Raw genomic sequence first — 15,436 nt, 5'->3', positions numbered from 1 at the left:
GGTATGGGAACGGGCGCGGACGCGTTGGCGCGGGAGACTGCGGACTCGGCACAGGCGGGGCCGGGGCGGCAGATCGAGCTGCCGGAGGACCGTTACGCGGCTGAGCTGGCGTTCCTGGAGTCGTACGACAACGGCCCCAGGCCGCCGAGCTGGCGGCTGACGCCCCGCGCGGTGGTGCTGTTCGTCTGCGGCACGGACGGTGAGCCGCTCCGGGCGCCGGACGGCGGACAGCTCGTGATCTCACGGAAGTTCGTGGGGGACCGCGCCCTGGTGGAGCGGTGTGTGGTGACGCTGGCGGGTGAGCGCGGGCTGCTGCTCGTCGGTGAGCCGGGCACCGCCAAGTCGATGCTCTCCGAGCTGCTGTCGGCCGCGGTCTGCGGCACCAGCACGCTCACCGTGCAGGGCACCGCGGGCACCACGGAGGATCAGCTCCGCTACGGCTGGAACTACGCGATGCTCCTCGCCAAGGGGCCGAGCCGGGAGGCCCTGGTGCCCTCCCCGGTCCTCACGGCCATGACGCGCGGCGCGGTCGCCCGGATCGAGGAGGTGACCCGCTGTCTGCCCGAGGTGCAGGACTCACTGGTCTCGCTCCTGTCGGAGCGCCGGATGTCGGTGCCCGAGCTGGCGGGCGGGGAGGGCGGCGACGGCACGGTGCACGCGGTGCCCGGCTTCACCCTGATCGCGACCGCCAACCTCAGGGACAAGGGCGTCTCCGAGATGTCCGCCGCCCTGAAGCGGCGGTTCAACTTCGAGACGGTCGGGCCGATCGACGACCTCGACGCGGAGACGGCGCTCGTGCGCGGCCAGGCGACGGCGGCGCTGGTGCGCGGCGGGGCCGCGTTCTCGGTCGACGACACCGTGCTCGAAGCGCTGGTCACCGCGTTCCGGGATCTGCGGACGGGCCGGAGCGCGGAGGGCTGGGAGATCGAGCGCCCTTCGACGGTGATGTCGACGGCGGAGGCGGTCCATGTGGCCACGTCGATGGGGCTCGGCGCGGCGTATCTCGGCGACGGCCGGGATGTCGTCCGTACGCTGCCCGGCCATCTGCTGGGCACGGTGCGCAAGGACGATCCGGCGGACCACGCGCGGTTGCTGGGGTACTGGGACGGTCCGGTGCGGCGCCGGGCGGAGGCGGGCGCTCCGCTGTGGCGGACGCTGTGGGAGCTGCGCCATGAGCTGGGCTGAGCGGGGCGACGGGACCGACCGACGGGGCGGGCAGGACGACGGGAACGGGCCGGGCGAGGGGAGCGGGCCGGATGACGAGGGCGTGCCGGACGAGGGGAGCGGACCGGACGACGGGGGCGTGCCCGGCGCGCTGGCCGGGCTCGCGGGGTGCCGGGAGCCGTATCTGATCGGGGTACGGCATCACTCCCCGGCGCTGGCCGCGGCCGTACCGGCGATGCTCGCGGAGGCGGCGCCGGAGGTGCTGTTCGTCGAGCTGCCGGAGGAGTTCGCGTCCTGGCTGCCGTATCTCGCCGACCCGGCGACAGTGCCGCCGGTCGCCCTGGCGGGCAGCCGGGGCGATGGCTCGGGCGGGCTGGTGTTCCTGCCGTTCGCGGAGTTCTCGCCGGAGCTGGCGGCGATCCGCTGGGCGCGCGACGCGGGGGTGGAGGTCGTGCCGTTCGATCTGCCGCTGGCGGCGAGGGACGAGGTACCGGAGGAGACGCGGGAGCCGGGGCCCGACCAGTTGACGGCGGGCGGGCGGGACGTCGCGGCGCGGGGGAAGCGTGTCGTGGCGCGGGGGACGCTCTCCGCCGCGCTGCGGGCGCGGGCGGGTGGACGTCCCGGGGACGATCTGTGGGACCGGCTGGTGGAGGCGGCGGCACCCGGTTCCGGCGCGGAGGCGCTGCGGCGGGCCGCGCTGCTGGTCGGCTGGGCGCTGCGGGCAGATTCGGGCCCGGTCGATCCGTACGATCTGCGGCGCGAGGCGAACATGCGGAGCAGGCTGGCCGAGCACGAGGGCCGGCGTACGGCGGCGGTGATCGGCGCGTTCCACGCACCGGCCCTGCTGCCTGTCCCAGCGGGCGATGGGAACGGTACGGCCGCTGTCGGCAAGCCCCGTTCGGCGGGCGGCGGTGTCCGGGGCGGGCAGGGCGTTGTGACCTCGCTCGTGCCCTACTCGTACGCGCTGCTGGACGAGCGGTCGGGGTATCCGGCGGGGATCAAGGACCCGGAGTGGCAGCAGGGGGTGTACCGCGCCGCGGGCGATCCCGCACTGCTGGACGATCTGCTGACGGCGACCGCCGTCCGGATCTGCGCCGGGGTACGGGACGCCGGGCACCCGAGCGGACCGCCCGACGCCCGTGAGGTGGTACGGGTCGCCAGGGACCTGGCCGCGCTGCGCGGTCTGCCGGCGGCGGGGCGCGGGGAGCTGGCGGAGGCGGCGCAGACCGTGCTCACCCAGGGGCAGTTGTTCGGGCGGGGCCGGGTCGTGGCCGCCGCGATGGAGAAGGTCCTGGTCGGTGCCCGGCAGGGCAGGCTCGCACCCGGGACGCCCCGCTCGGGCCTCGGCCCGGCCGTCGAGACGCTGCTCGGCACGCTGTCGCTGCCCACTCCCGCCGCTCCCGAGCGCCGGGAGCTGCGCCTCGACGCGCACCGCGGCGAGCTGGACCGGCGCCGTGAGCTGTGTCTGCGCAGGCTCGCGGTCTGCCGTGTCCCGTACGGCGAGGAGACCGAGGTGGCGGGCGTGGGCGACGCCGCCGCGCTGACCACACGCTGGGCCGTGGCCTGGTCGCCGTCGACGGCCGCGATGCTCGATGTCGCGGGCGTGCACGGGGTGACGCTCGATCAGGCGGCGGCCGGTGTGCTGCGTCGCCGGTGGACGGCGGAGCGCCGGGCGGGCGGCCCCACGGCCGCCGAGGCCCTCGCGGGGCTGGAGGAGTCGGCGCGCTGCGGGCTGCCCGCGCTCGCCGCGGAACGGCTGGCGGAGACCGCCGGACTGCTGCCCGCCTCCGGCACACTGCCCGAACTGCTCTCCGCTCTCGCGCTGTTGGACCGGATCGGCTCGGGACATCTGCCGGGGCTGCCCCCGGAGTGGGAGCGGGCCGCGCTCGACTCGGCGTACGAGGAGCTGGCCGCGGCCGGGGTCCGGGCGCTGGACGGGCTCGCGGGCTCCACGGACCCGGTGGACGCGCGGGCGCTGGTCTCCCTGGCGGAGCGGGCCTCCTCGGCGCTCGGCGGCGGCTTGCGGCTCGACGCGGCACTGGCCCGGCTGGATGCGGAGGGGACGGCGCTGATCCGGGGCGCGGCGGGCGCGGCCCGGGTGCTGCTGGGACAGCGGGACGCGACCGGGTTCGGCACCCGGCTGGCATCCCGTGTGGACAGCGCGACAACACCCGAGCTCCGCACGGACCTGGCCGGTTTTCTGAGCGGCGTACTGCTCGCGGCGGGCCCGCTGCTGGAGACCGGCGCCGCGCTGGACCCGCTGCTTGAACGTGTCGAGGCGCTTCCCGACCGCGCTTTCCTGGACCGGCTGCCCGCTCTGCGCGCGGGCTTCGACACCCTCTCCCCCGCCGCCAGATCCCGTCTGCTCGCGACCGTCGAGGACCGCACGGGCCTCGCCACGGGCACGCTGCCCGCCGCTCTGTCGGACCCGGCGGCCCTGGCCCTCCTGGCCTCGGCGGATCTGGCGGGCCGGGAGGCCCTGGCGGCACGGGGACTGGCACCGACACGGGACACGCCGTCGACAACCCCACCGGCACCTGTACCTGCACCCGTTCCTGTGCCTGCACCCGTTCCTGGTCCTGGTCCTGCATCAGCACCGGCACCGGGATCGGGATCGGCTCGGACCCCGGCGGCCGACGGCGGCACAGTCACCTGCGCCGGCACGGCCGACGAGACCGGTACGGGCATCGCGCGCTCGGGGGACCTCGCGCTCGGTCCCGGGGAGCGGTGGCGGCTGCTGCTCGGGCGGGGCCGGGGGCTGAGCGGACAGGCGGCCCGGCTGGCCGGGGCGCTGGACGAGCTGTACGGATACGGGCGCGGCGAGGGTTCGCGGGGCGATGAGCGGCACGAAGGCGGCTCCGGGAGCGGGGACGGGCCGTCGTATCCCGATGTCCGGGCCTGGTCGGAGGAGTTGTCCGCGCTGTTCGGGCCCGGTGTGCGCGAGGAGGTCCTCGCGGCCGCCGCCGACGCGGGCCGGATCGACGCGGCCCTGGAGCTGGACCCCGCCTCGGCACGGCCGTCCGTGGAGTTGCTGCGTACCGTCCTGTCGTACGCCGGCGGTCTTCCCGAGCGGCAGCTCGCCCGGCTGCGGCCCCTGGTGGCGCGGCTGGTCGCCGAGCTGACCGAGGCGCTCGCCAACCGGATGCGGCCCGCGCTCACCGGGCTCTCCCATCCCCGCCCCACCCGGCGCCCCGGCGGCCCGCTGGATCTCGCCCGTACGCTGCGCGCGAATCTGGCGACGGCCCGCCGGGATCCGGACACGGGAGCGGTGACGGTCCTGCCGGAGCGGCCCGTCTTCCGTACGCGCGCCCGCAAGTCGGCCGACTGGCGGCTGGTCCTGGTGGTGGATGTGTCGGGCTCGATGGAGGCCTCGACGATCTGGGCCGCGCTCACCGCCTCCGTGCTGGCCGGTGTCCCGGCGGTGAGTACGCACTTCGTGGCGTTCTCCACCGAGGTGCTGGATCTCACCGACCAGGTGGACGACCCGCTGAGTCTGCTGCTGGAGGTCCGGGTGGGCGGCGGTACGAATATCGCGCGCGGGCTGCGCCACGCCCGTGAGCTGGTGACCGTACCGTCCCGCACGCTGGTCGTGCTGATCAGCGACTTCGAGGAGGGCGGCCCGGTCTCCCCCTTGCTCTCGGAGGTACGGGCGCTGGTCGACGCGGGATGCCATGTCCTGGGCTGCGCCTCGCTGGACGACGAGGGACGGCCGCGCTATTCGGCGGGCGTGGCGGGCCAGTTGGTGGGGGCGGGGATGCCGGTCGCGGCGCTGAGCCCCTTGGAGCTGGCCCGTTGGGTCGGCGAACGTGTAGGAGGTGCGCACCGATGACCGATGCCACGGCGGTACTGCCGCCGGTGACCGCCGCGGTGGCCGCCGCCGCTCTCGATCTGCTGCCCGCGCGGCTGCGTAAACGCGTGGACGGGGCGGTGGCGAAGGCCGCCGGATGGCCGGTGGAGCCGCATCCGGACGGTGTGCTGGTACGGGTCGCGGACGACACGGCGGTGACGCTGAGGGTCACGGCCGGGATCGTGGCCGCCGACGATCACGCCGTGTGCAGTTGTCTGCTGGCCCCGGCCTGTCTGCACCGCGCGGCCGTGCTGTCGAGCGCGCCCCTCGCGATGGACGCGCCCCTCGCGACGGAGGAAGGGAAAGAGGAGGAGAAGGAGGAAGAAGAGAAGCAGGAAAGCGGCGAGCGTGACGGGAAGAGCGGGGAGAGCGGGGAGAGGGCCGGGGCCGGCTCGCCCCCGGTCGTCGGCGAAGCCGCCCTCACCCCCGTCCAGTCCACCGCGCTCGACGCCCTGCGCGATGCCGTGACGGCCGTTCTTGTCGCGGGCATCGCCGGTTCCGGTGCGGTGCACCGCGCCGAGCTGCTCCATGCCGCGCACTCGGCGCGGCTGGCCGGGCTGCACCGGCCCGCCGCCACCGCCGTCAGGATCGCGCGGCTGCTGGCCGAGGCCCGTTCCGACGATCCGGCGTTCCGGCTGTCCACGCTCTCCACGGAGCTGGCCGAGCTGCTGGATCTGGTGCGCCGGCCGGCCGAGGCCCTCTCCCCCGCGCGAAGAAGCTATCGGCCGGAGGGACCGCTCCGGCTGTACGGGCTGTTCACCGAACCGGTGGTGACGGCTTCCGGGTACGCGGGCGCCACCGTGTACGCCCTCGCCCCCGATGGGACGCTCCGTACGGTCTCGGACGTCGCTCCCGGTGGTCCGGAGCGTGCGCTCCAGGCGTCGGGTACGCCGGTGCCCGGCGGTTGCGCCCTTCCGCTGCGGGAGTTGGGCGACGGCGGCGGGGTGATCCTCACGGCGCCGACCGTCTCACCTGACGGCAGGATCGGTGGCGGCGGGCAGGTCCGTTCCGTACGGGCCGGCGGCGCGGGTTGGTACGAGGCACCGCTCGCCGCCCTCTGGGAGCGGCCACCGGCCGGACAACTGGCGGCGGCGCTCAGCCGGCTGTCGGAGCCGGCCGACACCCGCGCGGCGGGCGGCGATCTGCTCTTCCTCGACGGTATGTGCACCGAGGCGGGCTTCGCCGTGTCCGGCGGTCCCACGCTGCGGCTGTCGGCGCCGGACGAGCGGCCTGAACTGCCGTACGCCGAGAATCTCCGGCTGCTCGCCGGACGCCCAGGACTGGCGCTGCGGCTGATCGCCCGGGTCGTGCCGGACCGGCCCGACCGTGTGCATGTGCTCGCCGCGTCCTGGACGGGCCATGACGGGGAGTCGGTACGGGCGGATCTGGGGCTGCGGCGGCTCCACCGCTCGGACATACCGGCCGTACCGGTCCCGGCGACGGCTCCGGCGGGTGCCGGGGGTACGGGCGGTGCCGGGGGTGCGGCGCCCGCCGTGTCGGTGCCCGCGGCGCCGCCCGCGCTCCCGGTCGAGCTGGATCTGCTGCGCAGGGTCGTGGACCGCGCGGTCGCGGGAGGCCGTGCGGTGACCGCCGTGTCGGCGGACGGCGAACTGCCGCGCCGGCTCAGGACCGTGGGCCTCACCGCGGGCGCGGAGCTGGTCCGGTCCCTGGCGGAGGCGGCGGCGGACCGGCGGCACGATGTCCTGGGGCGGCTGCTGCCCGCCGACCCGAGGGGCTTCGCCCTGGCGTGGCTGGCCGCGGCGGTGTACGTGTCGGCTGCGGCCGAGTCGTTGCTGCTGGCGGCGTGGACGCCGGACATGCCCGCCGCGAACTGATCGGCGTCGCCGATCGTCATAGAGAGTGAAGAGCGCGATCCAGTCAGGGGGGACCATGCCACTGCCGAAGCTGCCACGCCTGCGTGTACCGCGCCCGCGTGCGCGGAGGCCGCGTGTGCCCGGGTCCCGTGTGCCGGGGTCGCGTGTGCCCGGGTCCCGTGTGCCGGGGTCGGCGTGGCTGCCCTGGTCGTCGGCGCGGTTGACTCGGTTGCCGCGGCGGCCGTGGTGGCCCCGGGACCGGCGGGGGCGGCGGCGTGCCGTGCAGACGGTCATGCTCGGGTGTGTGCTGGCACTGATGCCCGTGACCTGGATGCACGCGGTCGCGGACAGCCGTGTCCGTACGGTCGCCGATGTCCCGGCCGGGGACGTCGCCGTGGTCTTCGGAGCCGGGCTGCGGGCCGGCCGGCCCGCGCCGTATCTCGCGCACCGCCTCGACGCGGCGGCGGAGCTGTACAGCACGGGCAAGGTGAAGGTCGTGCTGGTCACCGGGGACAACAGCCGGGAGGAGTACGACGAGCCGGACGCGATGCGGACATATCTTGTCGAACGGGGTGTGCCGGACGGCCGGATAGTCAGCGACTACGCGGGGTTCGACACCTGGGACTCCTGCGTACGCGCCAGAAAGATATTCGGCGTCGACCGGGCGGTGCTGGTGACACAGGGCTTCCATGTCCGGCGCGCGGTAACGCTCTGCCGCGCGGCGGGGGTCGAGTCGTACGGAGTCGGGGTCAGCGAGCGGCGGGACGCGACCTGGTACTACGGCGGCATACGGGAGATGTTCGCCTCGGGCAAGGCGGCGGCGGAGGCCCTGCTGCGGCCGGATCCCATGTTCCTCGGCCCGACCGAGACAGGGGTCACCGAGGCGCTCGCGGCGGGCCACGGCCGCTGACGCCCGCCGCGGATACCGGAGTTCAAGGTGTCCGCGGTACAGGTGGAACGGCACACACGGGCGCGGACGCCGATGCTGACACGGGCGCCGACGCGGATGCCGACGCCGACGACACCTCCGGAGCCGTCTGATGCGGTCGCCGGTGCTCCGGTCCGGCCTGGCGAGCGGGTGAGTACGGAGCACGTGGATACGGACTGACATGGGCCAGCCAGTCACCGCCCGCGATCAGCCGTCCCCGCGCCCGTAGTTCACGTGCCACCCGAGGCGCCGCGAAGTACACCCAGGCACTGACCGCGGTGCCACCGGCCGACAGGACGTCGAGGGCCACCCGTTCATACACGTTGGCCGGGTCGCCGGGCGCGAAGTACTCCTCCAACTCGTCGAGCACGGCGAGCAGTTCACCGTACTGCCCCGGCTTCGCCGTGATGAGTTCGCCCACGACCGTGCCGGAGGCCTCGACCACATACGGATAACCGGGACCGTCGTACAGCAGCGCGCCCTCCAGACGCGCCGGTTCCTCATGGGCCGTGCGGCCCCGCAGACACAGGTCGTAGTTGGGCTCGCCCGGCCGGAGCGTGCCGTACACGAAGAACGGCAGCTCCCTCTCGGCCTCGGCCCCCGCCGTATCGGTCACCGCCCTCATGGCGCGACGGTCTCCTCACTGACCCAGGCCAGATACTCCGCGCTGCCGCGCACCACCGGTGTGGCGATGATCTCCGGTGTGTCGTAGTCGTGGACGCCCTTGAGATGAGCTTCCAGGGCGTCGTAACGGGAAGCGGTGGTCTTGAAGAGGATCTGCCACTCCTCGGCGGTCTCGACCTCGCCCTTCCAGCGGTAGACGGAGGTGACCGACGCGGAGATCTGCGCGCACGCGGCGAGCCGGGCCTCGATCACTCCACGGGCGATCTCCTCGGCCCTGGCAGCGCTGTCGATCGTCGTCAGCACGGTCAGATACTCGGCAGGGGGCACGGGCGGGCTCCTTCGGGACGGGGTAGACGAGGTAGGGGCGAAGCGGGAACGGCGCGCGGGACATGAGCTGCTCAACAGGCGGTAGTACAGCACCGCGGGCATCTCCGCCGCACCACCGCACACCGCACACCGCACACCGCACACCGCACCATCGGAACCGGATGGAACCGTGGCTTCCGGCGTCCTGACGTCCTGACGTCCCTGGTGGTACCGCGTCGTACGGTGATGAGCATGACGACTGCCACACCACATCTGCTGATCGAGGTCGACGGCCGGCCCGCCACCGAGGCCGATCTGCGCCTGCGCGCCCTGGACACCTACGGGCACTTCACCGCCATGCAGATCAGGGACGGCCGGGCGCGTGGGATGGACCTCCATGTCGCCCGGCTCGACGGAGCGACCCGTGAACTGTTCGGCACCGGTCTGGACGGTGAGCGTGTACGGGCGGCGCTCCGCCACGCGCTCGAAGGGGTACGTGACGCCTCGGCCCGGGTCTATGTTCACTGGCACCCCAGGCCGGACGCCGCAAGCACCGCAGACGCAGACGCAGAAGACACCGCAAGCACCACAGACACCCCGAACACCACAGACAGCCGCCCCCGCATCGGTGCCGGCGCCGGGGGCGGCACGACCCTGATGGTGACGGTACGGCCCCCGGTGGCCCCGGACGGCAGCGCGAAGCGCCTGATGTCCGTCCCGTACCAGCGCCCCGTTCCGCACCTCAAGCATCTCGGGGGCTTCGCCCAGATCCACTACGGCCGGCTCGCCGAGCGCGCGGGTTTCGACGACGCGCTGCTCACCGGCCCCGGCGGAGTGGTGGCGGAGAGCGCCGTCGCCAACATCGCCTTCTGGGACGGCGGTTCCCTCGTCTGGCCGGATGCCCCGGTCCTCACCGGCATCACCATGGCCCTGCTGGAGCCCCGCCTCCTGGCCGCCGGTCTCCCCTCGGTCCGGCGCCGGGTCACCCTGGCGGACCTCCCCCGGTACCGCGCCGCCTTCCTCACCAACTCGCACGGAGTCGCCCCGGTGGCCGGCGTCGACGAGACGGTCTTCCCTGGTGACGCTGCGCTGCTGAAGACGGTGACGGAGCTGTACGAGGGTGTGGAGTGGGACCGGGTCTGAGCGGTGCCGGCACGCGTCCCGGTCACCCATTCGGCGCGTGGCGGACAACTCATCGGAGTGATGGCACGTCAGCGGCCTTGACCTGCGAAGACGTGGACCGGCAGACGGGCCGCGCCGGGCCCGGCCGGCGAATCTGACCGGACATCAGCAGGCGTACGCCCCGACGGGCGCCTTATCTCAGAGGTGACGACCACCGCGCTGCCCCGGAGGACCACCTCATGCGCCCCACCGCCCGACTGCTGACCGGTACCGCCCTGGCAGCCGCCTCGATAGGTCCGACCTCGCTGTACGCCGCGACCACCGCCACCGCCAGGGCCACCGTCACGGCCCCCACCACCGCCACCACCGTCACGGCCGCCACCACCGTCTCCACCGCCTCCGGTGCGATAGCCGCCGACGACGGCGACCGTCTGGAACTCTCCCCGAAGGTCGCGCGTCCCGGCTCCCTCGTCTCCGTCCGCACCGACGTCTGCCGCGAGGGCACCGGCAGAGGTGAGGCACGGTCGGCGGGCGCCGGGGAGTTCCGGCTCGAACGCTCGACGGACCAGGAGGTCCTGGTCGGGCGGTTCCGGGTGCCGCACGAGATCAGACGCGGTTCGTACCGCGTCGGTGTCCGGTGCGCGGACGGCAGGGTGGTCACCCGGGAATTCTTCGTGGAGCACGGCCGTGAGCCGCGCGGCCATGTCAGATCGGGGACCGGCGGCAGCGTCGGCCCCGACGTCACCCAGATCGCGGTGGGGGCGGCCGTCGTGGCCGCCGCCGCCGTCGGCGGGACCTTGCACCTGCGCCGCCGGGCGAGCGGCGCGCAGGATCGCTGACGGGCCGGTCTCCACGGCCCCGGTCCCGCCTTGTGTCCCCGCCCCGGTCACGCCCACGGCTGACCCGGGCGGGGAACCCCCATCCAGGTTCCCCGCGTACCCGGGGAACCTTTCACCGAAGGACTGGATTCATGAGCTTCTACCGCGGCGGCCGTCGCCGCTGCAAGGACGACTGCGACTTCGACTACAACTACGACAGCAAGTACGGCTACAACTACCAGCAGGGCTACGGCCACTACTGCAGCAGGCACCGGGGCGGCTCGGGCTGGACGATAGCCATAACCATCTGTATCGGTGTCTGGCTGATGGGAAACGGCTCCAAGGAGGTCACCCCGCCCGAGCCGGCCGCCTCCGAGGCCTTCGGCGGCTCCGGGTCCGAGTCCCGATCCACCTCCAGCTCGGGGTCCGGCTCCGGCTCAGGGTCCGGCGCCGGGTCCGGGTCCGGGTCCGGTCACCGCGTCACGCAGGCCGCCGCCCCGATGTCGTCCGCCGCCCCTGTCGCCCTGCGCATCCCCGGGATCAAGGTCGACACCCCGCTCCTGGGGCTGGGACTGGACCGCGAAGGCGGTCTGCACGTACCGCCTCAGGGAGTCCGCAATGTCGCGGGCTGGTACAAGGACGGCCCCTCCCCGGGTGCCAAGGGCACCGCGATCATCGCCGGCCATGTCGACAACGCGCGGGGACCCGCCGTCTTCTACAAGCTCGGCACCCTCAGAAAGGGCCAGCGCATAGAAGTGGCCCGCGCGGACGGCCGTACCGCCGTCTTCTCCGTCGACGCCCTTGAGGTGTACGACAACGCCGACTTCCCCGAGCGCAAGGTCTACGGGTCCTCCGACCGGCCGGAGCTACGGGTGATCACCTGCGGGGGCGGCTTCTCGAAGAAGACCGGCTACAAGGGCAACGTCGTGGCGTACGCCCATCTCACCGGCGTCGAATGACTCCATACCGCTCACGCGGTCCACTGGTCGAACGCGAGCTTCGCGACCAGCGAGAACACCACCACCAGCAGTACCCCGCGCACGAATTCGCTGCCCTTGTCGAGCGCCATGCGCGCGCCGAGCATCCCGCCCGCCAGATTGAAGACCGCCATCAGCGCCGCGAGCTTCCACATCACCGTGCCCTGGTAGGCGAACATGGCGAGCGCCCCGGCGTTGGTGCAGACGTTCACGATCTTCGCGGTGGCGGAGGCCGTCACCAGATCGAGGTGGAGTACGGCTGTGAGGGCCAGCACAAGAAACGTTCCCGTGCCGGGTCCGATCAGCCCGTCGTAGAAGCCGATCCCACCGCCGACCAGCACGATCGCCATGACCGCACGCACCCGTGTGACGGGGCCGCCCGCCTGTGTCCGTCCGAAGGACGGCCGCAGCATCACAAAGGCCGCCACCCCCAGCAGCACCACCATGATCACCGGCCGCAGCACATCGCTGCTGATCCCGGCCGCGAAGAAGGCTCCGGTCATCGAACCGGCGAGGGCCGCGAGGCCGATCCGTACCGCCGTCCGGACATCGACCGGAGCCTTCCGCAGATATGTCACCGCCGCGCCCGACGTACCGACGATGGCGACCGCCTTGTTGGTGCCGAGGATGTGCGCGGCGGGGATATGGGGAAAGCCGAGCAGCATCGCGGGCAGAAGCAGCAGCCCGCCGCCGCCCACCACGGCGTCGATCCAGCCGGCCCCGGCGGCGGCGAGGCAGAGCAGGACGAGCGCGGTCAGCGATATGTCGGGCACGACCGTGACCCTATATACCGGCGTTCCCGCCCGTGCTCGTGCCCTCGCCGCCGCCCCTACCTCTGCCCCTGCCCCTGCCCCTGTCCGCTACGACACAGCGGCCGTGCAGGCGGCCCCGTTCAGGGTGAAGGCGCCCGGCGCGGTGTTGCCGCCGCTCCACGCGCCGTTGAACCCGAAGGTGACCGAGCCGCCAGGAGCGATGGCCGCGTTGTGGGCGGCGTTGACGGCGGTGGCCTGTGCCCCGGACTGGCTGACGGTGGCGTTCCAGGCCTGGGTCACGCTCTGGCCCGAGGGCCATGTCCAGTGCAGGGTCCAGCCGTTGACCGGCGAGGTCCCGGTGTTCCTGACGGTCACACCGGCGGTGAAGCCGGTGTTCCACTGGCTCTGGACGGCATAGGCCACCGCGCAGCCGGTGGTGGGGGTGGGATCACCCGGGTCACCCGGGTCACCGGGACCTCCGTCACCGGTCCAGCCGAGCGCCTCCGCGATGCCGTAGTAGGCCGGCTTGGGCTGGAAGCCCGCGTCGTACGGGGTGGCCGCGCCCTCGCCGGGGAAGACGTCCGGGATCCAGGAGTCGGAGTCGGTGAAGCCCCAGACGGTGACGCCCTCGCAGCGCGCCACGGCGAGGCAGGCGTTGGTGACGGCCTTGTACTCGGCCTTCTGCTGGGTGAGCTTGGCGTCGGTGGCGGGCAGCGTCATCCGGATGTCGAGTTCGGTGACGGCCACCTCCACCCCGAGGTCGGCGAAGCGCTGGAGATTGGCCTGGAGGGTGGACGGTACCTGGCCGAGGATGAGATGGCCCTGGAAGCCGACGCCGTCGATCGGGACGCCCTGTGCCTTGAGCCGCTGCACCAGGGAGTACATCCCGTTGCTCTTGGGGCCCGTGCCGTCCGTGTTGTAGTCGTTGATGTACAGCTTGGCGGCGGGATCGGCGGCGCGTGCGGCACGGAAGGCGTCGGCGATGTACGACTCGCCGAGCTGGTTGTAGAACTTGCTGCCCCTCATGGTGCCGTCTTCGTTGAGCGGCTCGTTGACGACGTCCCAGTGGTCGATCCGCCCCCGGTAACGGGTGACCTCGGTGGTGACATGGTCGGTCATGATCGTGCGCAGCTCGGTGTTGCTGAAGGACCCGTTGGCGAGCCAGTTGGGCATCTGGCTGTGCCAGACGAGCGTATGCCCGCGCACCCGCTGCCCGTTGGCCTCGGCGAAGTTCACCACCCGGTCGGCACCCGCCCAGTCGAAGCTGCCCCGGTTCGGCTCGACCGTGCCCCACTTCATCTCGTTGGCGGGGGTGATGGAGTCGAACTGGGCGCCGGCGAGGGCTCCGTACGTACCACTCAGCTTCGAGGACGTGACGGCGGTGCCGTAGTAGACGCCCTTCGCCGCGGCGAGGTCCCGCAGGACGGGGTCCGCGGCGTGCGCGGGGGCGGCGAGTCCGACGACGGCGACGGCCGCCGCGGTCAGGGCCGAGACGGCTGCCACGACTCCGGATAAGATCCGAGGTTTTCTCACGATCGTCCCTCTCTCATGTGATTTCGGAAAGTTCACAGAAAGTTTCGAGAGCGCTGTTCGGAACGTAGAGGCGGAGGTGGTGTTCGTCAACGGACGTGGCACGAGTTCGCCCGTTCGTGCATCGCGCGTACGCACACCGCGGGACCGGGGCGAGGCGGGCCTGCTCCGTACCGGCGGGGCGGACCGACTCCGTACCGGCAGGGCAGGCCGGTTCCGTACCCGCGGACGGCTCGGCTCCCACGCCCTACGGCTCGGCTCCGCCTCACCACCCGTTCAACCACCGGCCATGCGCGGCCCCTAGGCTGCTGCGACGTGCGACCCCGTGGCACCGTCCGGCGCCCCGGGACGGTCACCACACCCCCATGGAGCGACCAGTGGAACGTCGCAGTTTCCTGCGCGGAGCGGTCATCGGCACCTCCGCCGCCGCACTCGGCGGCACGTTGTGGCGCGGAGCGGCCATCGCCGCCCCCGCCCAGCCGGGCGCGGGCCCCTATGGAGCACTCGGCGCGGCGGACGCCAACAACATCCGCCTCCCCGCCGGCTTCACCAGCCGGGTGATCGCCCGTTCCGGGCAGCCGGTCTCCGGCACCTCGTACACCTGGCACAGCGCGCCCGACGGCGGCGCCTGCTACGCCGACGGCACCGGCTGGATCTATGTCTCCAACTCGGAGATCGACCCGTCGGGCGGCGCGAGCGCGGTCCGCTTCTCGGCCGCCGGCGCGATCACCGGCGCGTACCGGATCCTCTCCGGCACCCGGCAGAACTGCGCGGGCGGCAAGACGCCGTGGAACACCTGGCTCTCCTGCGAGGAGGTGGACCGCGGCTATGTCTACGAGACCGACCCGTGGGGCACGAAGGCGGCGGTACGGCGGGACGCGATGGGCCGCTTCAAGCACGAGGCCGCCGCGGCCGACCCGGTCCGCAAGGTGATCTATCTCACCGAGGACACCACCGACGGCTGCTTCTACCGCTTCACCCCGACCATCTGGGGCGATCTGTCGTCGGGCCGGCTTGAGGTGCTCGTCGCGGGCACGGCCACCAGCGGTCCTGTGACCTGGAAGACCGTGCCCGACCCCACCGGCGCCACGGCCACCCGTAACCAGGTCTCGGGCGCCAAGCGCTTCAACGGCGGCGAGGGCTGCTACTACGCGGACGACACCTGCTGGTTCACCACCAAGGGCGACAACCGCGTCTGGCAGTACAACGTGGTCGCGGGGACCATCGAACTGGCCTACGACGACTCCCTGGTGTCCGGTACGGCGCCACTGACCGGGGTCGACAATGTGACCGGTTCCTCGTCCGGCGATCTCTATGTCTCCGAGGACGGCGGGAACATGGAGATCTGCGTCATCACGCCGAACGATGTCGTGGCGCCGTTCCTGCGCATCGGCGGCCAGTCCGGCTCCGAGATCACCGGACCGGCCTTCTCCCCCGACGGCAAGCGGCTCTACTTCTCCAGCCAGCGGGGGACCAGCGGCAGTTCGTCGGCCGGCATCACCTACGAGGTGACGGGGCCGTTCCGCGCGTAGAACCGTCGCTGTTCCGCGCGTA

The 15,436-nt window shown here is 72.9% G+C and carries 11 protein-coding genes and 1 pseudogene; 8 read left to right on the top strand and 4 right to left on the bottom strand.

The annotated features are described in order from the left end of the window. Positions 1 to 3: 3 nt before the first annotated feature. The 4 genes from OG214_RS26905 to OG214_RS26890 all read left to right on the top strand — a co-directional run bounded on the left by OG214_RS26905 (position 4) and on the right by OG214_RS26890 (position 7,735). On the top strand, positions 4 to 1,185 hold the full coding sequence (locus tag OG214_RS26905; protein ID WP_363080390.1) for an AAA family ATPase: 1,182 nt from the start codon (positions 4 to 6) through the stop codon (positions 1,183 to 1,185). Further along, positions 1,172 to 4,993 (top strand): vWA domain-containing protein, encoded by a 3,822-nt coding sequence (locus tag OG214_RS26900; protein WP_405986192.1) that lies wholly within the window; start codon positions 1,172 to 1,174, stop codon positions 4,991 to 4,993. Before OG214_RS26905 ends, OG214_RS26900 begins: the two co-directional genes overlap by 14 nt. Then, the gene (locus OG214_RS26895; RefSeq protein ID WP_405986191.1) at positions 4,990 to 6,846 is read left to right on the top strand and encodes a hypothetical protein; all 1,857 of its coding nucleotides are present in this window, start codon (positions 4,990 to 4,992) and stop codon (positions 6,844 to 6,846) included. Before OG214_RS26900 ends, OG214_RS26895 begins: the two co-directional genes overlap by 4 nt. A gap of 79 nt (positions 6,847 to 6,925) precedes the next feature. Further along, on the top strand, positions 6,926 to 7,735 hold the full coding sequence (locus tag OG214_RS26890) for a vancomycin high temperature exclusion protein (RefSeq protein WP_405987627.1): 810 nt from the start codon (positions 6,926 to 6,928) through the stop codon (positions 7,733 to 7,735). A gap of 202 nt (positions 7,736 to 7,937) precedes the next feature. On the opposite strand, the pseudogene OG214_RS26885 reads toward OG214_RS26890, so the two are convergent. After that, positions 7,938 to 8,378, bottom strand: a pseudogene (locus OG214_RS26885) (gamma-glutamylcyclotransferase family protein); the annotation flags it as partial. Beyond that, entirely contained in the window at positions 8,375 to 8,704 is a 330-nt protein-coding gene (gene cutA, locus OG214_RS26880; RefSeq protein WP_405986190.1) for a divalent-cation tolerance protein CutA, read from the bottom strand. The pseudogene OG214_RS26885 and the gene cutA, both read right to left, overlap by 4 nt. Positions 8,705 to 8,935: 231 nt before the next feature. Here cutA and OG214_RS26875 point away from each other — a divergent pair, with 231 nt between their 5' ends. The 3 genes from OG214_RS26875 (at position 8,936) to OG214_RS26865 (ending at position 11,582) form a co-directional block, all read left to right on the top strand. Continuing rightward, positions 8,936 to 9,826, top strand: coding sequence for an aminotransferase class IV (locus OG214_RS26875; protein WP_405986189.1), 891 nt, complete (start codon positions 8,936 to 8,938; stop codon positions 9,824 to 9,826). A 218-nt stretch (positions 9,827 to 10,044) separates the two neighbouring features. Then, a complete protein-coding gene (locus tag OG214_RS26870; RefSeq protein ID WP_405986188.1) occupies positions 10,045 to 10,644 on the top strand; it encodes a hypothetical protein in 600 nt (199 codons plus the stop codon). Between the two features lie 305 nt (positions 10,645 to 10,949). Then, a complete protein-coding gene (locus tag OG214_RS26865) occupies positions 10,950 to 11,582 on the top strand; it encodes a class F sortase (RefSeq protein WP_405987626.1) in 633 nt (210 codons plus the stop codon). Between the two features lie 11 nt (positions 11,583 to 11,593). Here the strand turns inward: OG214_RS26865 and OG214_RS26860 are convergent, their stop codons facing one another. Further along, complete coding sequence (locus OG214_RS26860; RefSeq protein ID WP_363080373.1) at positions 11,594 to 12,373, bottom strand: TSUP family transporter; 780 nt, start codon at positions 12,371 to 12,373, stop codon at positions 11,594 to 11,596. An 87-nt stretch (positions 12,374 to 12,460) separates the two neighbouring features. Continuing rightward, a complete protein-coding gene (locus OG214_RS26855) occupies positions 12,461 to 13,855 on the bottom strand; it encodes an endo-1,4-beta-xylanase (protein WP_405986187.1) in 1,395 nt (464 codons plus the stop codon). Positions 13,856 to 14,259: 404 nt separating this feature from the next. Between OG214_RS26855 and OG214_RS26850 the strand changes: the two genes are divergently transcribed. Then, the gene (locus OG214_RS26850; RefSeq protein ID WP_383033272.1) at positions 14,260 to 15,414 is read left to right on the top strand and encodes an alkaline phosphatase PhoX; all 1,155 of its coding nucleotides are present in this window, start codon (positions 14,260 to 14,262) and stop codon (positions 15,412 to 15,414) included. Positions 15,415 to 15,436 lie beyond the last annotated feature (22 nt).

The sequence above is a fragment of the Streptomyces sp. NBC_00872 genome (assembly GCF_045161915.1).
Taxonomy (GTDB): Bacteria; Actinomycetota; Actinomycetes; order Streptomycetales; family Streptomycetaceae; genus Streptomyces.
Note: the sequence above shows the minus strand (reverse complement) of the source record. Positions and strands in the feature narration are given on the sequence as shown.